22 protein-coding genes are annotated in these 21378 nt (G+C 61.4%); 10 read left to right on the forward strand and 12 right to left on the reverse strand.

Going from position 1 to position 21378, the window contains the following annotated elements; all coding sequences use genetic code 11:
- Positions 1–40: 40 nt before the first annotated feature.
- From hemW to rph, 4 genes are read right to left on the reverse strand one after another with little or no spacing between them, the layout of a single operon-like run.
- Positions 41–1222 carry a radical SAM family heme chaperone HemW gene (gene hemW / locus J5N58_RS13005; RefSeq protein ID WP_113467039.1) on the reverse strand — a complete coding sequence of 394 codons (1182 nt, stop codon included), beginning with the start codon at positions 1220–1222 and terminating at the stop codon, positions 41–43.
- A gap of 8 nt (positions 1223–1230) precedes the next feature.
- The gene (gene rdgB / locus J5N58_RS13010; protein WP_244711082.1) at positions 1231–1875 is read right to left on the reverse strand and encodes an RdgB/HAM1 family non-canonical purine NTP pyrophosphatase; all 645 of its coding nucleotides are present in this window, start codon (positions 1873–1875) and stop codon (positions 1231–1233) included.
- Between the two features lie 10 nt (positions 1876–1885).
- Positions 1886–2302: a VOC family protein gene (locus J5N58_RS13015; RefSeq protein WP_112827674.1), complete on the reverse strand. Its 417-nt coding sequence runs from the start codon at positions 2300–2302 to the stop codon at positions 1886–1888.
- A gap of 23 nt (positions 2303–2325) precedes the next feature.
- Positions 2326–3042: a ribonuclease PH gene (gene rph / locus J5N58_RS13020; RefSeq protein ID WP_113338396.1), complete on the reverse strand. Its 717-nt coding sequence runs from the start codon at positions 3040–3042 to the stop codon at positions 2326–2328.
- 171 nt (positions 3043–3213) lie between these two features.
- Between rph and hrcA the strand changes: the two genes are divergently transcribed.
- Together hrcA and grpE are read left to right on the forward strand one after the other, a co-directional pair.
- On the forward strand, positions 3214–4302 hold the full coding sequence (hrcA, locus tag J5N58_RS13025; protein WP_112827676.1) for a heat-inducible transcriptional repressor HrcA: 1089 nt from the start codon (positions 3214–3216) through the stop codon (positions 4300–4302).
- A gap of 85 nt (positions 4303–4387) precedes the next feature.
- Complete coding sequence (gene grpE, locus J5N58_RS13030; protein WP_414901845.1) at positions 4388–5047, forward strand: nucleotide exchange factor GrpE; 660 nt, start codon at positions 4388–4390, stop codon at positions 5045–5047.
- A 65-nt stretch (positions 5048–5112) separates the two neighbouring features.
- Here the strand turns inward: grpE and ptsN are convergent, their stop codons facing one another.
- The 6 genes from ptsN to lptC all read right to left on the reverse strand — a co-directional run bounded on the left by ptsN (position 5113) and on the right by lptC (position 10255).
- Positions 5113–5577 (reverse strand): PTS IIA-like nitrogen regulatory protein PtsN, encoded by a 465-nt coding sequence (gene ptsN, locus J5N58_RS13035; protein ID WP_112827678.1) that lies wholly within the window; start codon positions 5575–5577, stop codon positions 5113–5115.
- 75 nt (positions 5578–5652) lie between these two features.
- Positions 5653–6237 (reverse strand): ribosome hibernation-promoting factor, HPF/YfiA family, encoded by a 585-nt coding sequence (gene hpf, locus J5N58_RS13040; protein WP_112827679.1) that lies wholly within the window; start codon positions 6235–6237, stop codon positions 5653–5655.
- 234 nt (positions 6238–6471) lie between these two features.
- Positions 6472–8025 (reverse strand): RNA polymerase factor sigma-54, encoded by a 1554-nt coding sequence (gene rpoN / locus J5N58_RS13045; RefSeq protein WP_244711084.1) that lies wholly within the window; start codon positions 8023–8025, stop codon positions 6472–6474.
- A 157-nt stretch (positions 8026–8182) separates the two neighbouring features.
- Positions 8183–8929 (reverse strand): LPS export ABC transporter ATP-binding protein, encoded by a 747-nt coding sequence (gene lptB / locus J5N58_RS13050; protein WP_162748240.1) that lies wholly within the window; start codon positions 8927–8929, stop codon positions 8183–8185.
- An 82-nt stretch (positions 8930–9011) separates the two neighbouring features.
- Positions 9012–9575 (reverse strand): LptA/OstA family protein, encoded by a 564-nt coding sequence (locus J5N58_RS13055; protein WP_112827682.1) that lies wholly within the window; start codon positions 9573–9575, stop codon positions 9012–9014.
- 14 nt (positions 9576–9589) lie between these two features.
- Complete coding sequence (gene lptC, locus J5N58_RS13060; protein ID WP_112827683.1) at positions 9590–10255, reverse strand: LPS export ABC transporter periplasmic protein LptC; 666 nt, start codon at positions 10253–10255, stop codon at positions 9590–9592.
- A gap of 336 nt (positions 10256–10591) precedes the next feature.
- Between lptC and J5N58_RS13065 the strand changes: the two genes are divergently transcribed.
- From J5N58_RS13065 to olsB, 6 genes are all read left to right on the forward strand, one after another.
- A complete protein-coding gene (locus tag J5N58_RS13065; protein WP_028738774.1) occupies positions 10592–10894 on the forward strand; it encodes an integration host factor subunit beta in 303 nt (100 codons plus the stop codon).
- Positions 10895–10998: 104 nt separating this feature from the next.
- Positions 10999–11343, forward strand: coding sequence for a DUF1049 domain-containing protein (locus J5N58_RS13070; RefSeq protein ID WP_112827684.1), 345 nt, complete (start codon positions 10999–11001; stop codon positions 11341–11343).
- A gap of 110 nt (positions 11344–11453) precedes the next feature.
- A complete protein-coding gene (locus J5N58_RS13075) occupies positions 11454–12596 on the forward strand; it encodes a class I SAM-dependent methyltransferase (RefSeq protein ID WP_244711089.1) in 1143 nt (380 codons plus the stop codon).
- Positions 12593–13453, forward strand: a complete 861-nt coding sequence (locus J5N58_RS13080) for a TrmH family RNA methyltransferase (protein WP_113425241.1) — start codon at positions 12593–12595, stop codon at positions 13451–13453. The genes J5N58_RS13075 and J5N58_RS13080 overlap by 4 nt, the downstream gene beginning before the upstream one ends.
- Positions 13450–13941 (forward strand): signal peptidase II, encoded by a 492-nt coding sequence (lspA, locus tag J5N58_RS13085; protein WP_113338392.1) that lies wholly within the window; start codon positions 13450–13452, stop codon positions 13939–13941. Before J5N58_RS13080 ends, lspA begins: the two co-directional genes overlap by 4 nt.
- A gap of 148 nt (positions 13942–14089) precedes the next feature.
- The gene (olsB, locus tag J5N58_RS13090) at positions 14090–14968 is read left to right on the forward strand and encodes a l-ornithine N(alpha)-acyltransferase (protein ID WP_112827687.1); all 879 of its coding nucleotides are present in this window, start codon (positions 14090–14092) and stop codon (positions 14966–14968) included.
- Between the two features lie 15 nt (positions 14969–14983).
- Here the strand turns inward: olsB and J5N58_RS13095 are convergent, their stop codons facing one another.
- A complete protein-coding gene (locus J5N58_RS13095; protein WP_162758838.1) occupies positions 14984–15154 on the reverse strand; it encodes a hypothetical protein in 171 nt (56 codons plus the stop codon).
- A gap of 112 nt (positions 15155–15266) precedes the next feature.
- Between J5N58_RS13095 and J5N58_RS13100 the strand changes: the two genes are divergently transcribed.
- The gene (locus J5N58_RS13100; protein WP_113443802.1) at positions 15267–16223 is read left to right on the forward strand and encodes a LysR substrate-binding domain-containing protein; all 957 of its coding nucleotides are present in this window, start codon (positions 15267–15269) and stop codon (positions 16221–16223) included.
- Here J5N58_RS13100 and J5N58_RS13105 read toward each other — a convergent pair.
- Positions 16208–18490, reverse strand: a complete 2283-nt coding sequence (locus J5N58_RS13105) for an NADP-dependent malic enzyme (protein WP_113443837.1) — start codon at positions 18488–18490, stop codon at positions 16208–16210. The two genes, J5N58_RS13100 and J5N58_RS13105, sit on opposite strands and share 16 nt — an antisense overlap.
- Before the next feature lie 114 nt (positions 18491–18604).
- Between J5N58_RS13105 and mutS the strand changes: the two genes are divergently transcribed.
- Positions 18605–21340 carry a DNA mismatch repair protein MutS gene (mutS, locus tag J5N58_RS13110; RefSeq protein WP_244711113.1) on the forward strand — a complete coding sequence of 912 codons (2736 nt, stop codon included), beginning with the start codon at positions 18605–18607 and terminating at the stop codon, positions 21338–21340.
- Positions 21341–21378: the final 38 nt, after the last annotated feature.

Consider the following 21378-nt stretch of genomic DNA (forward strand, 5'->3'; position numbering starts at 1 on the left):
GCAACACATGCGATAAACAAAGGTTTAGCGTGCGGAGCGCTTAGCAGGCGAGATCTGCCACCACCGCGTCCAGCACCAGCATGCCGGAAGGCGTGCAGCGCAGGCGCGAATTGCCGAGGCGCTCTATGAAACCGTGTTCCAGTAAAAACTGTTCTTTGGCTGGATCGGGATCGCGGCCGGAAAGCTGCTGCCAGCGGGCAAGGTCGACGCCCTCGCGCAGCCTGAGGCCCATCAGCAGCAGTTCGTCTGCCTGTTCCTCGAAACCGAGAATTTCCTGATCCAGCATGCCGTGGCCCTTCTCTTCGACCGCCGCAAGCCAGGCTTCGGGAACACGTTCGGTGGCGGTGGCGATCTTGTCGCGGCCGCGCGTCAACCGACCATGGGCGCCGGGGCCGATGCCGGCATAGTCGCCGTAGCGCCAATACGTGAGATTGTGCCGGCTTTCGCAGCCCGGACGCGCATGGTTCGACACTTCATAGGCGGGCAGGCCTACGCTCGCCGTGATCTCCTGTGTCGCCTCGTAGAGGAACGCGGATTGCTCGCCGTCGGGAACGATGAGTTTGCCTGCCTTGTGAAGGCCGTAGAACGCGGTGCCTTCCTCGATCGTCAGTTGATAGAGCGACAGATGGTCGACAGCGTAGGAGATCGCTTCACGCAACTCCCTTTCCCATGCCTCGACGGTCTGGCCGGGCCGCGCATAGATCAGGTCGAATGACATGCGCGGAAAGATATCGCGCGCAAGCCGGATTGCCTTCAGCGCGTCCGCGACGTCATGCAGCCGTCCCAGGAACCTGAGGTCCGGATCGTTGAGCGCCTGAACACCGAGCGATACCCGGTTGACGCCCGCAGCCCGATATCCGCGGAAACGCGTTGCCTCGACGCTGGAGGGATTGGCCTCCATGGTGACTTCAATGCCTTCAGGTACATGCCAGTGACGGGCAATACCGTTCAGGATCGCATCCACCGTCTCCGGTGCCATCAGGGAAGGCGTACCGCCGCCGAGAAAGATGCTGGTGACGGTTTTCGGGCCGCTGAGCCGCCGCATCTCCTGCATCTCGCGCAGGAAGGCCGAAACGAAGCGCGGCTGGTCGACCGACTGATGGCGGACATGGCTGTTGAAATCGCAATAGGGACATTTGGCCGCGCAGAACGGCCAATGCACATAGACGCCGAAGCCCGGCTCGCCGGTGTCGGGAAGGAGGAGCGGCGTCGCTTCGGCCATAGGCGGGATCAAGCCTCCAGGCAGGTTTCGACGAAAAGCTTGAAAGCGCGTGCGCGATGCGAAAGCGCTTCCGCATCGCCGGGCTTCCAGCCGTGTTTTTCCTGGGCGGTCATTTCGCCGAAGGTGGTGTCATGCCCTTCCGGCTGGAATACCGGATCGTAGCCGAAGCCGGCGGTGCCGCGCGGCGGCCAGACGATCGTACCTTCGACCTCGCCGCGGAATAATTCCGTATGTCCGTCCGGCCAGGCAAGGCAGAGCACGCTGACGAAACGGCCAGTGCGCTGATCCGGCGCCACTGCGCCGCGCTCGGAAAGAGCCTTCTCGACCTTCTCCATCGCCATCGCGAAATCGCGACTGCCATCCTCGCGTTCGGCCCAGTTGGCCGTATAGACGCCCGGCGCACCGTCAAGCGCGTCGATCACCAAGCCGGAATCGTCCGATAGCGCCGGCATGCCGGCGGCCTTGGCCGAGGCCAGAGCCTTGATGGCCGCGTTCTCCTCGAACGTCGTGCCGGTTTCTTCAGGCTCCTCGAACTTGAGTTCGGCAGCCGATCTGGCAGAAAAGCCGAAGGGACCGATCAGGTCGGCGATTTCGGCGATCTTGCCGGCATTGTGGCTGGCGACGACGATGGTGCGGGTGTCGAGCTTACGCATTCCAAAAATCCTATTCGATATTCCAGAGCCGGGGTTCGGCGCATTCGAGACTGTTGCCCGCCGGATCGCGGAAGTAGATCGAGCGGGCTCCGTTCGGCCAGCGGAAGTCTGCCTCAATCGCGATGCCGGCGCCGCGCAGCCGATCCGCAACCGCATCGAGGCTTTCGCCCGACACGCGGAAGCAGGCATGTCCCGGCCCATTCGTTCCATGGCTCGGGACAGGCAGAGATCCGACGGCAACCGGTTTGATCGTTTCCGCCGGGTTGAAGATCAGCAGGATTCCCTGGCCGCAGCGGTAGAAGATATGGCGGTTGTCATGCCGGGTGATCTTCTCAAGCCCGAGAACGTCTCCGTAGAAGGCATCGGCTGCGTCGAGGTCCGACGCATAGAGAGCGGTCTCGAGAATGCCTTCCAGTGCGTCGCTCACCCTTCTCTCCGTGGAGGCGACCCTTAGAGGATCGCCTGTTTCTGCAGGTTGACCAGTTCGCCGATGCCGTTGCGGGCAAGCCGCATCAGCGTCAGGAATTCCTCCTCCGAGAACGGAACGCCCTCGGCGGTTCCCTGAACCTCGACGATGGCACCGGTGCCGGTCATGACGAAGTTCGCGTCAGTCTCGGCGGAGGAGTCTTCCAGATAGTCGAGGTCGATGACCGGCTGGTTGGCGAAGATACCACAGGAAATGGCGGCGACGTGATCCTTCAGGACCTTCTCCACCTTTACCATGTTGCGGGCTTCCATCCACTTCAGGCAGTCGTAAAGGGCAATCCATGCGCCGGTGATCGAGGCCGTACGGGTGCCGCCATCGGCCTGGATCACGTCGCAGTCGATGGTGATCTGGCGTTCGCCGAGTGCTTCAAGATCGACGATGGCGCGCAGCGAACGGCCGATCAGACGCTGGATCTCCTGCGTGCGGCCGCCCTGCTTGCCGGACGCGGCTTCGCGCTTCATGCGCTCGCCGGTCGCGCGCGGCAGCATGCCGTATTCCGCGGTGACCCAGCCCTTGCCGCTGTTGCGCAGCCATGGCGGCGTCTTCTCCTCGAGGCTTGCCGTGCACAGCACATGGGTATCGCCGAATTTTACGAGGCAGGAGCCTTCCGCATGCTTGGAAAAATTGCGCTCGAACGAGACCTTGCGCATTTGGTCGGTTTTTCTGCCTGATGGCCGCATTGCGTTCTCCTTGGATGCCCAAAGGCCTTCTAAGGTCCGCGCCGACGATTTGCAAAGAAAAACCATGGCGCGTCGGATAAGGCCCGGACTTGGCCCATTTTCCGGTTTGTGATTGGCCATGGAGTGGCTATATTTTGTCCTGATGACAGACACAAAGACTTCGCGCGACTGATGGCTCGAACGACGACACCGGTCAAGGACGTGACGGCGTCACTGGACGATCGCTCCAGGGAGGTCTTCCGGCGTATAGTGGAAAGCTATCTGGAATCGGGCGATCCTCTCGGTTCGCGCAATCTCTCGCGGCTCTTGCCGATGTCGCTCTCGCCTGCATCCGTTCGCAACGTGATGAGCGATCTCGAAGATCTCGGCCTCATTTATGCGCCGCATGTGAGCGCCGGCCGCCTGCCCACACAGCTCGGCCTGCGCTTTTTCGTCGATGCCTTCATGCAGGTCGGTGATCTCTCGGCCGAGGAGCGTGACAGCATTGAGCGCCAGATCCGTCCGCCGGGTCCGGACCAGCCGATGGAAAACCTGCTGACCGAGGCAAGCCTGATGCTCTCCGGCCTCTCTCGCGGGGCTGGGCTGGTGATCGCTGCCAAGAGTGATCCGGTTCTCAAGCATGTCGAATTCATCCGGCTCGAGCCGACCAAGGCGCTGGCGGTGCTTGTTGGCGAGCATAACCAGATCGAAAACCGCATCATCGATCTGCCGGCCGGCGTCACGGCCTCACAGCTCACGGAAGCCGCGAATTTCCTCAACGCAAATCTCTCCGGCCAGACGCTCGTCGAACTGCGCAACCAGATCGAGAAGCTCAAGCAGCAGGTGGCGGGTGAACTCGACACCCTGTCCCAGGATCTCGTCGAGCGGGGTCTTGCGGTCTGGTCGGGCAGCCGGGACGAGGAAAAGCCCACGCGGTTGATCGTGCGCGGACGGGCGAACCTCCTGGAAGGACTGGCCGGCTCGGAGGATATCGATCGTCTGCGCCTGCTTTTCGACGATCTCGAGCGCAAGGAAAGCCTGGTCGAAATCCTCAATCTGGCAGAAAGCGGGCCTGGGGTGCGGATCTTCATCGGCTCCGAGAACAAGTTGTTCTCGCTCTCCGGCTCTTCGCTGATCGTGGCTCCTTATCGCGACGGCGAGGACCGCATCGTCGGTGCCGTCGGCGTCATCGGGCCGACCCGGCTCAACTATTCCCGTATCGTGCCGATGGTCGATTACACCGCGCAATTGATGGCGCGGCTTTCGCGATCAGGACGCTAGCTGGCGCGGCCAAGGAGACGCTGTCTCCTTCTTGTTGGTCCGCAAGCCTTGATTTTTCCACGTTAAACCCTGATATCGGGCACAAATTCGAAAACCGGTTCGAAACGCCAATCACTCGGAGGACGTCATGACCGACGACACCAAGAAGAACGAAACCGACCCGACAGTAACCGAAAGCCAGGCGCCTGAGATTGCGGCCGAGGCTGATGCGGGCCTGGAAGTGGCCGTTGATCCCGCGGAAGCCCTGAAGGCGGAAAATGCCGAGCTTCGCGACAGGTTCCTGCGCCTTGCGGCCGAAATGGACAATCTGCGCCGTCGCACGGAACGTGATGTGAAGGATGCTAAGACCTATGCGGTAACGGGCTTTGCACGTGACATGCTGGCGGTTTCCGATAACCTGCGCCGTGCGCTCGACACCATTCCGCAGGAGGCTCGTGCTGCAGCCGATGCCGGACTGGCAGCACTCATCGAGGGCGTCGAAATGACGGAGCGGGGCATGCTTGCAACGCTTGAGCGCCATGGCGTGCGCAAGATCGAAGCCGAAGGGCAGAAGTTCGATCCGAACTTTCATCAGGCGATGTTCGAAATCCCCAATCCCGAAGTGCCGAACAATACCGTCGTTCAGGTCGTGCAGGCCGGTTACGCGATTGGCGACCGCGTCCTTCGCCCGGCCATGGTAGGCGTCGCCAAGGGCGGCCCCAAGGTCGAGGCGGCAGCTGAGGCAACCGCCGAAAAGAACGGCTGAGGAAAAAATCCGCGATGTCATGAAAGCGCCCGAAAGGGCGCTTTTTCATATGCGGAGAATGATGGTCAGGCTGCGTTGGATGCCTGTTCCTCATTGAGGAAGGCATAGATGGCAGAGGCCGAATCCGTCGCACGCAGTTTGGCAACCAGATCCTGGTCGCGCAGCACGCGCGCGATCCGTGACAGAGCCTTGAGGTGGTCTGCGCCTGCGCCTTCCGGCGCGAGCAGAAGGAAGACGAGGTCCACCGGCTGGTCATCAAGCGCTTCGAAATCGACAGGCGTTTCAAGCCGCGCGAAGACGCCCGTGATCGTGTTGATGTTGGTGAGCTTGCCATGCGGGATGGCGATGCCGTTGCCGACCCCCGTCGAGCCCAGACGCTCCCGCTGCAGGATGACGTCGAATATCTCGCGTTCGGGAATATTGGTGAGCTTGGAGGCTTTGGCCGCAAGTTCCTGAAGCAGTTGCTTCTTGGAGTTCACCCGAAGGGCGGGAACGACCGCGTCTTGTTGCAGCAAATCTGCCAAGGCCATTTCAAAATCCTTCATGTCGCCGAGACAAGAATGGGAGCAAGCGGCAGCCGGAGACCGCCGCTTGCGCTGTGCTTATCAGGCTTTGATATTGGCGGAATCGATCCAGCCGATATTGCCGTCGTTGCGGCGGTAGACGATGTTCAGTTCTTCCTTGCCGGGGCTGCGGAACAGCAGGACCGGCTCATCGGTCATGTCGAGAGCCATCACGGCGGAGGCGACGGTCATCGTGCGGAGCTTCTTGGTGCTTTCCGCAACGATAGTCGGCGCATAATCCTCGGGCACTTCGTCATGCTCTTCGGAAAGAGCATCCATAACGGTATAGGGCACCTCGATCGCGGACGCCGCCATGCCGGCGGGATGGTGATCCTTGAGCTTGCGCTTGTAGCGCCGCAGGCGCTTCTCGATGCGGTCGGCCGCGATGTCGAAAGCAATCTGCGGGTCATTGGCCGAGCCGGTGGCGTGGAGATTGGCGCCGGCATCCAGATGAACCGTGCAGTCTGCAACGAATTGCGCCGCTGCGGCTGCCGACTTGGTCACGGTGATCTGGCCCGAATACCCTCCGTCGAAGTATTTCGTGACGGCTTCTCCAATCCGCTCTCCGATCCGCTGACGGAAGGAATCGCCGATTTCCATATGTTTGCCGGATACACGCACACTCATGGAGTTTCCCTTCTTATAGTTGGTTTGCAGGCGTCAGTTTACGCCAAGCGCCGCACGCATCCAAGCTCTTCAAGCGGTATTGTCGGTCTCTATCCCGTGTATCGGGTCCTCGGTCGGGGATAAGATTGAGCGAATGTGAACCCGTGTTGATCGGGGCGGGCTTCTAGCGGTACCTCCTGCAAAAGTCAACAGTCTGTTAATGCGCCGTCAACCTGCGGGGGTGGGGATGCACTCCTAGATTGTCGTCGCTTTCGCCATGGCGCGCTTCTCGCGCCGCCGCTGGACGGAGGACGGGATGTTCATGGCTTCGCGGTATTTTGCCACAGTCCGGCGCGCGAGATCGACCCCGCCCGACTTCAGGCTCAATACGATATCATCATCGGAAAGGACGGCTTCAGGACTTTCCTGGGCGATCATCATCCGTATGCGGTGACGGACGGCCTCAGCCGAATGGGTATCGCCGCCTTCCGCCGATCCGATCGACACGCTGAAGAAATATTTGAGTTCGAACAGCCCGCGCGGCGTCAGCATGTATTTGTTCGACGTGACCCGGCTGACGGTCGATTCGTGCATCTTGATCGCATCCGCCACCGTCTTCAGGTTCAATGGCCGCAGATGATCGACGCCGTGCTGAAGGAAGGCGTCCTGCTGGCGCACGATCTCGCTCGCCACTTTCATGATCGTCTTCGCGCGCTGGTCGAGGCTCCGTGTCAGCCAGCTGGCATTCTGCATGCATTCCGAAAGAAAGGCTTGGTCGGCCTCCGTTGTGCCGCCATTCCTGCTGACCGCCGTTGCATAATTCTGATTGACCAGAACCCGGGGCAGGGCATCGGCATTGAGTTCGACGCGCCAGCTGCCATCCGGCATGGCGCGAACGACGATATCGGGAATGACGGTTTCAAGCCCCCCCGCTTCGAAACCGCTGCCGGGTTTCGGATGCAGCTTGCGGATTTCCGCCAGCATATCGACAAGATCCTCCTCGTCGACGCCGCACAGTCTTTTCAACGTATTGAAGTCGCGCTTGGCGAGAAGCTCGAGATTGTCAACCAGCGCGGCCATCGCCGGATCGAGCCGGTCGCGCTGCCTGAGCTGGATGGAAAGGCATTCGCTGAGCGAACGGGCGAAGACGCCCGGCGGATCGAGCGTCTGCAGCACCTCCAGCACGGCCTCGACGTCGGCCACATCGTCGCCGAGGCGTGTTGCGATCTCGTCGAGATCGGCTCTCAGATAGCCGGCCTCATCGAGATGGTCGAGAAGGACCGAAGCGATCATCCTGTCGCCGGCGTTGACGAGGGCAAAGGGGATTTGCTGGTTCAGGTGATCGCGAAGGCTGATTTGTCCGGCAACGAAATCGTCGAGATCATAGGCCTCTCCGTTTTCGCCGGTGCTCCCCGGCATCGACTTCCACTGGCCAAGCAGTTCCGGCGCATCGGCGCGCGTCGCCGAGGCCTCGTCGGCAAGGGCGGAATCGAAATTGGAATCGAGCCGCTCGTTAAGGGCGTTCGCCTGCCCCGGCTCGTACCAGTCGCTGGACAGGGACGATGCGCGATCGTCATCCGCTGCCGCGTCCGATCCGCTTCCTTCCGTTTCGCCGCCGGACGGGAGGCCAGCGCCCAAATCCGCGTCATCTGACGCCAATTCAAGCAGAGGGTTCTTTTCTACTTCCTGGGAAATGAACTGGATGAGTTCCAGATGAGTCATTTGCAGCAACTGGATGGATTGCATCAGTTGCGGTGTCATGACGAGCGATTGGCTCTGGCGCAGGAAAAGATTGGCTGACAAAGCCATGACGGACGCGAAACTCCCCTACAATCCCTCCGGATTCCCCACGCCGCGGGCTGCGGCCAGATGAGAAATTTCCAACTGGCCCAAAAATTGCTTTTTTATCGGGTTTGGTCAAGCCGAACTATGGTCGGCTGGGGAGAATTTCTTGTCCGGCAGCCTATCAGAGGCTGAACTTGTCGCCAAGGTAGAGGCGCCGCACGTCGGGATTGTTGACGATATCGTTGGCGCGGCCGTGGGTCAGGACTTCACCGGCGTGAATGATATAGGCGCGGTCAATCAGGCCAAGCGTCTCGCGGACGTTGTGATCGGTAATCAGCACGCCGATGCCGCGAGCCGTCAAATGGCGCACGAGGTTCTGGATATCCGACACCGAAATGGGATCGACGCCCGCAAAGGGCTCGTCGAGCAGCATGAAGGTCGGATCGGTCGCAAGCGCCCGCGCGATTTCAAGACGCCGTCGCTCGCCGCCGGAAAGCGCGACGGCTGCGGATTTGCGAAGTTTCTCGATATGGAATTCCGCAAGCAGTTCGTCGAGCTTGGCCTCGCGCTTCCTGCGGTCCTTTTCATGTACTTCCAGGACGGCCCGGATGTTGTCTTCGACGGAAAGCCCGCGAAAGATCGAGGCTTCCTGCGGCAGGTAGCCTACTCCGAGCCGCGCACGCCTGTACATCGGCATGCCGCTCACGTCGTTGCCGTTGATCGCGATGGTGCCGACGTCGACGGGCACCAGCCCGGTAATCATGTAGAAACAAGTCGTCTTTCCGGCGCCGTTCGGACCGAGCAGGCCAACGGCCTCGCCGCGCCGCACGACAAGCGATACACCGTTCACGACACGCCGCGTGCCGTATGTCTTCGTCAGACCGTGGGCAATCAGCGTGCCTTCGTAACGGGTCTTGTCGCGGCGCATTTCGGCGTCAAATTGCGACTGCGCTGCGCGACCGCCGCCGAGCAAACCTGAGAGTGCGGGAATTTTCACGTCCGGGCCGATACTATTGCTTTTGCTGGGATTTCGGGTCGAGCTGGATCTGAACGCGCCCGCCGCAAGCGTCCAGTTTGGCTTCTCCGGAGTTCATCTGCACCGTCAGTCTGCAACCGACGAAGACGTTCTGCCCCTCGGACAGCACCACCCGATCGCCCTCAAGCGTGAAGACCTGGCTATCCATGTCGAAATGCCCGCGGTCGGCCGTTGCCTGCTGCGTGCCCGAAGACAGGAAGACTTTGTCGGTCACATCGATGTTCTCGATGTCGGCATTGCCGCTCGTCACGCTGGTACCTTCCCCGCGGTACTTGACCGTCATGTTGCCGGACTGCAGCGTGGTCGTGCCCTGCACGACCTTGACGTTGCCCGAGAACAGGGCCGTTTTATCCTGTTCCCGGATCTCAAGCTGGTCGCTTTCGATCTGGATCGGCTGATCGTTGGAAAGCTTCAGGCCGTCCATCTTGCTCTTGGTCGCCTGGGCGAGTGCCTCCGTCGGGGCAGCAAGCGGAAGGAGGCCCGTCGCGACGAGCAGGCCAGCCAGGGTGAGCGTTTTGTAAATACTGCAGCAATGCATGACTGGTCCGGCTCTCATTTGTCCGTCTTGTGAATGGTGGAGGGGTCGACGTTTACACGAACACCTCCTGAAAAACTGATAATGCGTCCCTTATCCGTTATCTTGAGCGCCTGCGCAACAATTGCCGCTTCATTCATCTTGATGGTCACCTGATCGTTGGTTTCCATCTTCCCGCCCTTGATGTCGAGATGAGCGGAATTGAAGCTCGCCTCCAGGCCGGAACTCAGCTTGATGGTGAAGGGCTTGTCCATGTTGAGAAGATCGGAGGAGCGGTCGAAGACGCCGCTCAGCGCCTTGACCATGGCGACGGTATTCTCGTTCAGCGGCACGGCGGCGGCGATGGTTTCAAGCGCGATGATATTGGGGTTCTTGATGTCCTGCAGCGCCCGTTCCGCGCGCATGGAATAATTGATGCCGTCGGAATTGCGGCCGGCGATGGCAGGTTTTTCCATCACGACCTTGCCGTTTTCGATCTTGGCGGACTCGATCTTCAGTTCTGCCGGGAGGTAGGCGCGGACAAGGGAAACGCCGATAAAGGCAAGCGAGATCAGCAGGGCGGAAACCGGCAGCAGGACCTTGAGGCGACGCACGCGCGCCGAATGGTGTAACGCTGTGCGATAAGCGTCACCATCCGGCCGGCGGCCAGCGGTCGTCGCATGTTCGTCTGTGCGTTTCAACATGAATGAGGCCTGTTCGGTATCGTACGCCGGAAGGATATGCCGCCAAATTCGACGGGACGTTTCGCATTATTGCATATGCTTGCCAATATGGAAATTCGATGTGGAGATACAAGCTCGGCCCTTGTGGCGCAAGACTTGGCCGATATCGAGGCCGATCCCTAATCGGGCACTCGCGCCGGCGACGGCCTTCAAGGTTGATTATCCCCCACGATTGTGATGTCTTAGCACGACTTGGCGCAGGCATTTTGCCGCGCTAAGTTGTTCCTTGACGGTCCTTTTTGGGTTTGGCACCCTTGGACCGTCGACAAATTCGGAAAGTCATTCAAGGGGGCGGGCGTGATTAAGTCGGAACTGGTGCAGATAGTCGCAGCGCGCAATCCGCATCTCTATCACCGCGATGTCGAAAATATCGTCAACGCCGTTCTTGATGAGATTACCGATGCGCTTGCGGCCGGAAACCGTGTCGAACTGCGTGGTTTCGGTGCATTTTCGGTAAAGAATCGCCCTTCGCGCTCGGGACGCAACCCCCGCACCGGTGAAACAGTCTTCGTCGAGGAAAAGTGGGTGCCCTTCTTCAAGACCGGCAAGGAATTGCGCGAGCGGCTCAATCCCGGCATGGCCGACGAAGGCGACGAGTGAACGAAAGCAGCTCCGCGGTACTCGCAGCGGGGCGTGCTCGGGCAGTGCGAATGTGCGGTCCGAATGGAATGTGAGCAAAGGGCGGTTGCCGCCGGGAGTTTGCGATGGTCAAGAAAATTTTCGGTCTGGTCATCCTCGTACCTCTCGGAATCGTGTTGATCGTTTTGTCTGTGGCCAACCGGCAGACGGTCAGGCTGGCGCTCAATCCGTTTCAGCCCGATGATCAGATGCTCTCGATTTCGGCGCCTTTCTTCGTATTTCTCTTCTCGGCGGTAATTTTCGGCCTGTTGCTCGGTTCGGCCGTTACCTGGTTTACCCAGGGCAAATATCGCAAGCGCGCACGCAACGAGGCCCGTTCGGCGCTGCGCTGGCAGGCGGAGGCTGACCGGCACAAGAGCCGTGCCGAGGAAATTGCCGGCAGCACGCTTCCGCAGATTCCGGCCAAGTAAGGCCGCAATTCCTTCCGATTATGGAGTGGAAAGCGCTTTCGCATGGTCTTCCGGGATGCTATGGCCCGGCGCTCAGTTCGGGCAAAAGACACAAGATGTAGGATATGGGCGTGAAGAACAGGGATCGCCGACCGATGCGCAGCGGGCCGGGAGGCTCTTCTGCGGGCGCAAGCCGGCCAGGTCCGCGCGGCGGCAAGGACGGTGCCAAGGGATCTGCCGGTAAGGGACGCGAAGAGCGGCCCCGCGCTGCCGACAAGCGCCCGCCACGGGCCGAAGCCGAGGCCTCTTCCGTCAGGGTGGCGGCCGAGCCGGCGCGCGCCCTGATGATCCGGACCGGTGAACCGCCTGCCGAACGTGTGCCCCTGATCCTTGAATCGCCGGGAGCCGGTGACTTCCACCTGATCGACAGCGGCGAAGGCCTGAAACTCGAACAGTACGGCCCTTATCGCATCGTCCGGCCAGAGGCCCAGGCCCTCTGGCCGAAGGCTCTTCCGTCGCATGTCTGGGAGCGCGCCGATGCCATTTTCACGGGCGACACCGACGAGGACGGCATGGGTCGATGGCGCTTCCCGCGCGAGGCGTTGGGCGAAACCTGGCCGCTTTCTCTGCTCGGCATCGATTTTCTCGGGCGCTTTACCTCTTTCCGCCATGTCGGTGTGTTCCCCGAGCAGATCGCTCACTGGACATGGATGAAGGAGCGGGTCGAGGAAGCGGGAAGGCCGCTCAAGGTGTTGAACCTGTTCGGCTACACCGGTGTTGCCTCGCTGGTTGCAGCTTCCGTCGGCGCCGAGGTCACGCATGTCGACGCCTCGAAGAAGGCGATCGGCTGGGCGCGCGAAAATCAGGCGTTGAGCCGTCTGGACAGGGCGCCGATCCGCTGGATTTGCGAGGACGCGATGAAGTTCATCCAGCGGGAAGAGCGTCGTGGCAGCCGCTACGACATCATTCTCACGGACCCGCCGAAATTCGGGCGCGGACCCAATGGCGAGGTCTGGCAGCTTTTCGATCACCTGCCCCTGATGCTCGATATATGCCGGGAACTGCTCTCGCCGAAGGCGCTCGGACTGGTGCTGACGGCCTATTCGATCCGGGCCAGTTTCTACTCGATCCACGAACTGATGCGTGAAACCATGCGCGGCAAGGGCGGCATCGTCGAATCAGGCGAACTGGTGATCCGCGAAGCCGGTCTCGACGGCAAGACGCCCGGCCGGGCGCTTTCCACCTCCCTTTTCAGCCGCTGGGTGCCGAAATGAACGACGATTTCAGGAACGATGGCGCGCGGCGCGTTGGCCAGGTGAAGGAAATCACCAGCCTTGCCAACCCGATCGTCAAGGACATCAAGGCGCTTGCGCAGAAAAAGGCGCGCGACGAGACGAAGACCTTCATGGCCGAGGGGCTTAAGCTGGTGATCGACGCGCTCGATCTCGGCTGGACGATCAGGACGCTCGTCTATTCCAAGGCAGCCAAGGGTAAGCCGCTGGTCGAGAAGGTTGCCGCCCGCACGGTCGCCTCGGGCGGACTGGTGCTCGAGGTTTCCGAAAAGGTCATGTCGGCAATCACCCGTCGCGACAATCCGCAGATGGTGGCCGGCATCTTCGACCAGCGCTGGAAGGCCCTCAAGGATGTGAGGCCTGTCGGCAGCGAGACCTGGGTGGCGCTCGATCGTGTGCGTGATCCCGGCAATCTCGGGACGATCATCCGTACAGCCGATGCAGCCGGCGCTTCCGGGGTCATGCTGGTCGGCGATTGCACCGATCCGTTTTCGCTGGAAACCGTCCGCGCGACGATGGGGTCTTTGTTTGCGGTTCCCCTGGTGCGCACGAGTGCCGCTGATTTCCTCAAATGGAAGGGCTCATGCGGCGCGCGCCTGGTTGCAACGCATCTGGCCGGTTCCGTCGACTACCGCACCATCGACTATCGCAGCAAGCCCGTGATCCTGATGATGGGCAACGAGCAGTCGGGCCTGCCGGACGATCTGGCCGGTGCGGCCGACGCGCTGGCGCGCATCCCCCAGACGGGGCGCGCCGACTCGCTGAATCTCGCGGTTGCGACCGGCGTCATGCTGTTCGAGGTACGACGCCATCTCCTTGCTCTCGACGGAAGCCGATGACGACATTTCTGGAAAGACTGACGCGGCCCTTCGCGGCCTTCGTGCTCATCGTGCTGATGCTGGTGCTGGACCAGGCGATCAAATATGCCGTGGAGCTTTACCTGCCGCTGAACGAGGCCGTGCCGGTGATGCCGATGCTGGCGCTCTACCGCACCTATAATCTCGGCGTTGCCTTTTCCATGCTGTCCGATACCAGCGGCTGGTTCATCGTCACTCTGCGGTTGACGATCGTGGCATTCGTGCTCTGGCTCTGGCATCGCACCGGGCGCGACCACCATTTCGCGCATCTCGGCTTCGCCCTCATTATCGCCGGCGCGCTCGGCAATTTGATCGATCGTTTTGTCTACGGCCATGTTATTGATTATATATTGTTCCACACGCGGACGTGGTCCTTCGCTGTCTTCAACCTCGCGGACAGCCTGATTACCATCGGCGCCGGGTTTATCTTGCTGGATGAAGTGCTGGCGCACAGGCGAGCGAAAGTGTAGGCTTCAACCATGTCGCACGCAGGCAAAAAAATGACGGCATCGCCGCGCATCCCGGACATTACGGGGCCACGTAAACGTGACAGTCTCTGTCACTTTCTTGTCGTACAGCCGTGTTTTATCACCTCTAGCTTAACCTGGACGAGTCGCGATGAGCATTGAACTTCTGGATGGAAAGTCCCTGCTTGATGGCGGCGCAGCGTCCGCGACCTCCGCTCAGCCGGATTCCGAGGGCTTGCTCGGCCGTATAGGCTCGCTGGAAACGAGGCTTGCGCGAAACGAGCGCGAGATCGATGCCGCCCAGGCGGTGCGTTATCGTGTCTTCGTCGAGGAGATGAAGGCTCAGGTTGCGCCGGAAGCGGCTCGCCGCCAGCGTGACGTCGATACCTGGGATGCCATTTGCGATCACCTGCTGGTGCTCGATCGTTCGCTCGAAGGCGATCCGGAAGACCAGATCGTTGGCACCTACCGCCTGTTACGGCACGAAGTGGCCATGGCCCATGGTGGTTTTTATTCGGATTCGGAGTTCGCGATCAGCGAACTGGTCGCCCGCCATCCCGAAAAACGGTTCATGGAGCTCGGTCGTTCCTGCGTCCTGCCCGCCTACCGCACCAAACGTACCGTCGAGCTCCTGTGGCAGGGCTGCTGGGCTTATGCGCTTCTCCATCGCGCCGACGCGATGTTCGGCTGCGGCTCTTTCCCAGGGGTTCACCCCGAAGAGCATGCATTGGCGCTGTCCTTCCTGCATCACAATACCGGCGTTCGCGGTGAGTGGACAGTTTCGGCAAAGCCGGAACTCTATCGCGAGATGGACCTGATGCCGGTCGAGGCGATCAATGCCCGCAAGGCGCTTTCCGCCATGCCGCCGCTGATTAAAGGCTATCTGCGCCTTGGCGCCATGGTCGGAAACGGTGCCGTGGTGGATCATGCCTTCAACACCACGGACGTGCTGATCGTGCTTCCGATCAAGAGCATTTCGGGCCGCTACGTGAATTATTATGGCGCGGACGCCGGCCGATTCTCCAGCTGATAAGCTGCCAGGCATTCAATCCGGCAGGATCGTGCAAGCGTCGAAGGGCAAGTCGCCCTTCTGGCGTTCGCTCATGGCCGCAATTTCCGGATGGCTGAGCGGATCGCGCCGATAGGCGGTACGGCCTTCATGGGACCTGACGATACGGCGAAACAGGTCGGTCCAGATCAAGAATATCTTGAGCATGGTGCGAACTCCGGTTTTGAGAAAATGAAAAAGGTTTTCTATTCCAGTAACGTAGTCCTGTGTTGTGCGATCATCCATTGATGAATTCGGCAAGCGATTGTAGATTTTCTATATGCGTAACCTGAACGTGATAACCCTGAACGGCTTGCGGGCGGTCGAGGCGGTCGGTCGTCTCGGTTCGCTGCAGGCTGCCGCGGATGAACTCGGCGTGACGATCGGTGCGGTCAGCCAGCAGATCATCAAGTGCGAGACACAGCTCGGGCGCACGCTTTTTGCGCGCGAGCCCCGAGGCCTCGTGGCGCTGCCGGGCGCCAGAGAGTTCCTGGCACGACTGACGGAGGCCTTTGGAGGTCTTTCCCGGGCGGTGGAAGTGGTGCGCCATGAGCGCGATGACGTACTGACGATCTCGGTCGCACCCGTCTTTGCCGCGCGATGGCTCGTTTTCAGGCTCGGGCTCTTTGCCGAGCGTTATCCGAACATCCGTATCCGGCTCGATGCCACCGACCGCCTTGCCGACCCCAATGTCGGCGATGTCGATCTCTGTATCCGGGTTGGAAAAGGTCGCTGGCCGGGCGTACGGGCCGACCTGCTTCTGCAGCTGCGTGTCTTTCCCGTCTGTACGCCGGCACTGGCCGCCAGCCTCTCTTCGCCTGCGGATCTTCTTGATATGCCGTGGGTTGTTGACGCGCGCGCCCTGTTTTCGCGTGATGTCTGGCTTGAATGTGCGGGGTTGCCGGTTGGCCGGGTTGCCGGACGACATGTGTTCAATGAGGCGTCGCTATGCCTCGATGCGGTGATCGCCGGCCAGGGTGTCATGTTGGCCTGGCAGACATTGGCGTCCCATGCAATCCAGAGCGGACAGTTGGTCGTGCCCTTCGGACCTTTCGCCGCAACTGGGGACGGGCATTACCTGGTAACGGCTGAAAATGCATCCCACGATCCGAAGGTCGAGGCCTTCGGATCGTGGCTGCGCGAGGCTCTCGCCGCCGACATGGCGGCACTCGAAGGTTTCGTCCGGTCGGCGGGCATCGATCCGGACGAAGCGAGCCGGGATCAGAGCGCGTTATAGGCTGCGATCATCGCCATATTGACGATGTCCGTATCCTTGGCGCCCATCTGGGCGATCTGGACCGATTTTTCGAGGCCGACCAGAAGCGGGCCGATGACGGTCGATCCGCCGAGTTCCTGCAGCATTTTGGTGGAAATTGCCGCAGAATGGATCGCCGGCATCACGAGCACGTTGGCCGTGCCGGAGAGACGGCAGAACGGATACTGCTCCATGCGGTGGGCATTGAGCGCCACATCGGCTCCCATTTCCCCGTCATACTCGAAATCGACCTTGCGCTTGTCGAGGATCTTGACGGCCTCGCGCAGTCGCTCCGAGCGCTCGCCGGTCGGGTGGCCGAAAGTCGAGTATGCCAGAAGCGCGACGCGCGGCTGGTAACCCAAACGATGCGCGACGTGAGCGGCCTCCTCGGCGATATCGGCAAGCTCTTCCGCCGTCGGCATGTCGTGCACGGCGGTATCGGCCACCAGAACGGTACGGCCTCGCGTCAAGGCCAACGAAACGCCGATCACACGGTGGCCGGGCTGTGGGTCGATGCAGCGGCGGACGTCTTCCAGTGCGGTTGAATAATTGCGGGTGGTGCCGGTGACCATGGCATCGGCATCGCCGAGCGCCACCATGCAGGCGGCGAAATGGTTACGATCCGTGTTGATGAGGCGCTGGCAGTCGCGGTGCAGGTAGCCTTTCCGCTGCAGGCGCGAATAGAGATATTCGGTGTAGGCCTCGACCCGCGTGGAAACGCGGGCGTTGACAAGCTCGATACCGGGACGGTCGAGATCGATGCCGGCGCGTTCGGCGGTCGCCCTCAACGGCTCGTCGCGGCCGAGCAGAATGGCGGTGCCGAGGCCCTGGTTGGCAAAGGCGATTGCAGCGCGCATCACCTGTTCCTCTTCGCCCTCGGCGAAGACAACGCGCTTCGGATTCTGGCGCACCCGCTCGTAGAGCTGTTGGGTGGTGGCGGCAATCGGGTCCTTGCGAGCGGAAAGTTCGCGCGCATAGGCGTCGAGATCGGTGATTTCCTTGCGTGCCACTCCGGTCTCCATTGCCGCGCGGGCCACCGCAACCGGGATGGAGGAAATAAGACGCGGATCGAAGGGTACCGGAATGATGTACTGCGCGCCGAACCTCGGCCGTTGGCCTTGATAGGCGGCGGCCACGTCATCCGGCACATCCTCGCGGGCGAGGGCGGCAAGTGCGTGGACCGCGGCGATCTTCATGGCGTCGTTGATCGACGACGCGCGGACGTCGAGCGCGCCGCGGAAGATGTAGGGGAAACCGAGAACGTTGTTGACCTGGTTCGGATAGTCCGAACGCCCGGTCGCCATGATCGCGTCCGTCCGGATTTCGGCGACTTCTTCCGGCGTGATTTCCGGATCGGGATTGGCCATGGCGAAGATGATCGGGTTGGGTGCCATCGAGCGGATCATCTCGGCCGAAAACGCGCCCTTTTGGGAGAGGCCGAGCACGACGTCGGCGCCTTCCATCGCTTCCTTCAGCGTGCGACGGTCCGTCTTGACGGCATGGGCGGACTTCCACTGGTTCATCCCCTCGCTGCGGCCCTGGTAGATCACGCCCTTGGTATCGCAGAGGATGATGTTTTCGGGGTTGAAACCCATGGCCTTGATGAGCTCGATGCAGGCGATGGCCGCTGCGCCTGCACCATTGCAGACGAGCTTCGTCGTTTTGAAGTCGCGGCCGGTCAGTTCGAGCGCATTGATGAGGCCGGCGGCGGCGATGATTGCGGTGCCGTGCTGGTCGTCATGAAAAACCGGGATGTCCATGAGTTCGCGAAGGCGCTGCTCGATGATGAAGCAGTCGGGCGCCTTGATGTCCTCAAGGTTGATACCGCCGAAGGAGGGCCCGAGATAGCGGACGCAGTTGATGAATTCCTCGACGTCCTGTGTATCGACTTCGAGGTCGATCGAATCGACGTCGGCAAAGCGCTTGAAGAGAACGGACTTGCCTTCCATGACGGGTTTCGAGGCGAGCGCCCCGAGATTGCCGAGGCCGAGGATCGCCGTGCCGTTGGAAATGACGGCGACCATGTTGCCGCGGGTGGTGTAGTCATAGGCCGTGGCGGGATCGGCGGCGATCGCCTTGACCGGAACCGCGACGCCCGGTGAATAAGCGAGCGATAGGTCGCGTTGCGTGGCCATCGCCTTGGTCGGGGTGATTTCCAGCTTACCCGGGCGTCCCTGTGCGTGGAAATCCAGCGCTTCCTGTTCGGTAACGGATGTCTTGACGGCTTTCCCTTGATCCTTGCTTGGCATGTTCCCTCGAACCTTGTTGTGGGCAGCCATGCGTGCGGCTGTCCTTGGTGGTTGTTTTTGCTCGGCTTAGGTCGTTAGTGTTGCCCGACGTCTTTTTCAAGAAAACTTTGGCCCGTGACGATCAATACCGCGCCCGCAAACGAAGTCTTTAATGCCGCCGAGCTTGCCTCCGAGGAAAGTCGCGCCTCCGCGACCCCGATGATGGAGCAATATATCGAGATCAAGGCGGCCAATCCGGACAGCCTGCTTTTTTACCGGATGGGGGATTTCTACGAACTGTTTTTCGAGGATGCCGTCGAGGCGTCCCGCGCGCTCGGTATCACGCTCACCAAGCGCGGCCAGCATCTCGGCTATGACATTCCCATGTGCGGCGTGCCGGTGCATGCGGCCGACGACTACCTGCAAAAGCTGATCGCGCGGGGCTTCCGCGTCGCCGTCTGCGAACAGGTCGAGGACCCTGCGGAAGCCAAGAAGCGCGGTTCGAAATCCGTCGTGCGCCGTGACGTCGTGCGCCTCGTCACTCCCGGCACGCTGACCGAAGAGAAGCTTCTGTCGCCATCCGAATCGAACTATCTGATGGCGCTTGCCCGCATCCGTGGCGGCTCGACGCCGCAGCTCGCGCTGGCCTGGATCGATATCTCGACCGGCATCTTCCGACTGGCCGAGTCGGAAGAAGGCCGGCTTCTCGCCGACATTCTCCGGATCGAGCCGCGTGAACTGATCGTGCCCGACACGCTGTTCCACGATCCCGAAATGAAACCGGTCTTCGACGCGCTGGGGCGCGTGGTCGTGCCTCAGCCGGGCGTGCTGTTCGACAGCGCCACGGCTGAGACCCGTCTTGCCCGGTATTTCGGCGTTGGCACACTTGATGGTTTCGGTTCTTTCAGCCGCGCCGAGATCGCAGCCGCGGCCGCTGCTGTCGCCTATGTCGAGAAGACCCAGATATCGGAGCGCCCCCCGCTCGGGCTTCCGGAGCGGCAAAGCGCGTCCTCGACGCTTTTCATCGATCCGGCGACGCGCGCCAATCTGGAGCTGGTCAAGACACTCTCCGGTGATCGTAACGGATCGCTCCTGAAGGCGATCGACCGTACGGTGACCGGTGGCGGTGCCCGCCTTCTGGCCGAGCGGCTGATGTCGCCGCTGACCGATCCCTCGGCCATATCCGCACGGCAGGACTCGATTGCCTTCATGCTGAGCGAATCGGCGCTGTGCGAACAACTGCATGACGCCTTGAAGCGGGTGCCGGACATGCCGCGGGCGCTTTCGCGGCTGGCGCTCGACCGTGGCGGGCCGCGCGATCTCGGAGCGATCCTGCAAGGTCTCGCTTCCGCCCGAGAAGTGGGCGAGCGACTGGCCGGTATGCCCCTGCCGGACGAACTCGCTGCTGCCGTCGCCGACCTCGCGGCGCTTCCCGTCTCCGTCGGCGAACTGCTCGCTTCGATGCTGGCGGACGATCTTCCCCTGCTGAAGCGTGATGGCGGATTCCTGAGGGAGGGTGCCGTTCCTGAACTCGACGAGGTCAGGGCGCTAAGGGATCAGTCGCGGCGTGTCATCGCCGGTCTCCAGCTGCAATATGCCGAGGAGACCGGCATCAAGTCGCTGAAGATCAAGCATAACAACGTACTTGGTTATTTCATTGAGGTGACCGCCGGAAACTCCGGCACGATGACGGAGGGAGAGGCCGCCAAGGCCCGCTTCATCCATCGCCAGACGATGGCGAGCGCCATGCGCTTCACCACGACCGAGCTTGCCGATCTCGAAAGCCGTATCGCCAATGCCGCGGGTCAGGCGCTCGCCATTGAACTCGAAGCCTTCGATCGTATGCTGGCGGCTGTCGTCGCTGCGGCCGAGCCGATCAAGGCGGCGGCCCGTGCGCTTGCAGTCATCGATGTCGCGGCAGGTCTTGCGACGCTCGCCGAGGAGCAGGGCTATTGCCGTCCGCTGGTCGACGACAGCCGCATGTTCGCAATCGTCGCCGGCCGGCATCCGGTGGTCGAACAGGCGCTGCGCCGGCAGGCGGCAAGCCCCTTCATAGCCAACGACTGCAACCTGTCCCCGGATGGATCTGACGATACCGGGGCGATCTGGCTGCTGACCGGCCCGAACATGGGTGGTAAGTCGACTTTCCTGCGCCAGAACGCGCTGATCGCCATCATGGCACAGATGGGCTCCTTCGTACCGGCTGGCTCGGCCCATATCGGCGTCGTCGACCGGCTGTTTTCCCGTGTCGGTGCATCCGACGACCTCGCGCGCGGCCGTTCGACCTTCATGGTCGAGATGGTCGAGACGGCGGCGATCCTCAATCAGGCCACCGACCGGTCGCTGGTCATCCTTGATGAAATCGGCCGAGGCACGGCGACCTTCGACGGCCTGTCGATTGCCTGGGCGGCCGTTGAACACCTGCATGAGGTAAACCGCTGCCGGGCGCTTTTCGCCACCCATTTCCATGAGTTGACGGTGCTGTCGGAAAAGCTGCTCAGGCTTTCCAACGTCACCATGCGGGTCAAGGAATGGGACGGCGACGTGATCTTCCTGCATGAGGTCGGTCCGGGCGCAGCCGACCGATCCTACGGCATTCAGGTTGCGCGCCTTGCGGGCCTGCCGGCATCCGTTGTCTCCCGCGCCCGCGATGTGCTGAGCCGGCTGGAAGACGCCGACCGCAAGAACCCGGCAAGTTCGCTCATCGACGATCTGCCGCTGTTTCAGGTGGCGGTACGCCGCGAAGAGGCATCGAAGGCAGGCCCGTCCAAGGTGGAGGAGGCGTTGAAGGCTCTCGATCTCGACGACATGACACCGCGTCAGGCGCTCGAGGCGCTTTACGATCTCAAGAAACAACTTGGCAAGCCTTGAACGCTAATATGCTTGTCCGGTGCGCCGCAAAGGCGCTA

This window comes from Paenirhizobium cremeum, from assembly GCF_022884085.1.
GTDB classification, from domain to species: Bacteria; Pseudomonadota; Alphaproteobacteria; order Rhizobiales; family Rhizobiaceae; genus Allorhizobium; species Allorhizobium cremeum.

Bases quoted from the DNA above. Each gene is read 5' to 3' on its own strand.
- rpoN (WP_244711084.1), bottom strand. From the start codon at position 8,025: ATGGCTTTGTCAGCCAATCTTTTCCTGCGCCAGAGCCAATCGCTCGTC.
- hemW (WP_113467039.1), bottom strand. From the start codon at position 1,222: ATGGCCGAAGCGACGCCGCTCCTCCTTCCCGACACCGGCGAGCCGGGC.
- rph (WP_113338396.1), bottom strand. From the start codon at position 3,042: ATGCGGCCATCAGGCAGAAAAACCGACCAAATGCGCAAGGTCTCGTTC.
- rdgB (WP_244711082.1), bottom strand. From the start codon at position 1,875: ATGCGTAAGCTCGACACCCGCACCATCGTCGTCGCCAGCCACAATGCC.
- J5N58_RS13105 (WP_113443837.1), bottom strand. From the start codon at position 18,490: ATGCCAAGCAAGGATCAAGGGAAAGCCGTCAAGACATCCGTTACCGAA.
- ptsN (WP_112827678.1), bottom strand. From the start codon at position 5,577: ATGGCCTTGGCAGATTTGCTGCAACAAGACGCGGTCGTTCCCGCCCTT.
- J5N58_RS13080 (WP_113425241.1), top strand. From the start codon at position 12,593: ATGAACGACGATTTCAGGAACGATGGCGCGCGGCGCGTTGGCCAGGTG.
- J5N58_RS13070 (WP_112827684.1), top strand. From the start codon at position 10,999: ATGGTCAAGAAAATTTTCGGTCTGGTCATCCTCGTACCTCTCGGAATC.
- hpf (WP_112827679.1), bottom strand. From the start codon at position 6,237: ATGAGTGTGCGTGTATCCGGCAAACATATGGAAATCGGCGATTCCTTC.
- lptB (WP_162748240.1), bottom strand. From the start codon at position 8,929: ATGCGCCGCGACAAGACCCGTTACGAAGGCACGCTGATTGCCCACGGT.
- lptC (WP_112827683.1), bottom strand. From the start codon at position 10,255: ATGTTGAAACGCACAGACGAACATGCGACGACCGCTGGCCGCCGGCCG.
- lspA (WP_113338392.1), top strand. From the start codon at position 13,450: ATGACGACATTTCTGGAAAGACTGACGCGGCCCTTCGCGGCCTTCGTG.
- olsB (WP_112827687.1), top strand. From the start codon at position 14,090: ATGAGCATTGAACTTCTGGATGGAAAGTCCCTGCTTGATGGCGGCGCA.
- J5N58_RS13100 (WP_113443802.1), top strand. From the start codon at position 15,267: ATGCGTAACCTGAACGTGATAACCCTGAACGGCTTGCGGGCGGTCGAG.
- J5N58_RS13095 (WP_162758838.1), bottom strand. From the start codon at position 15,154: ATGCTCAAGATATTCTTGATCTGGACCGACCTGTTTCGCCGTATCGTC.
- J5N58_RS13055 (WP_112827682.1), bottom strand. From the start codon at position 9,575: ATGCATTGCTGCAGTATTTACAAAACGCTCACCCTGGCTGGCCTGCTC.
- hrcA (WP_112827676.1), top strand. From the start codon at position 3,214: ATGGCTCGAACGACGACACCGGTCAAGGACGTGACGGCGTCACTGGAC.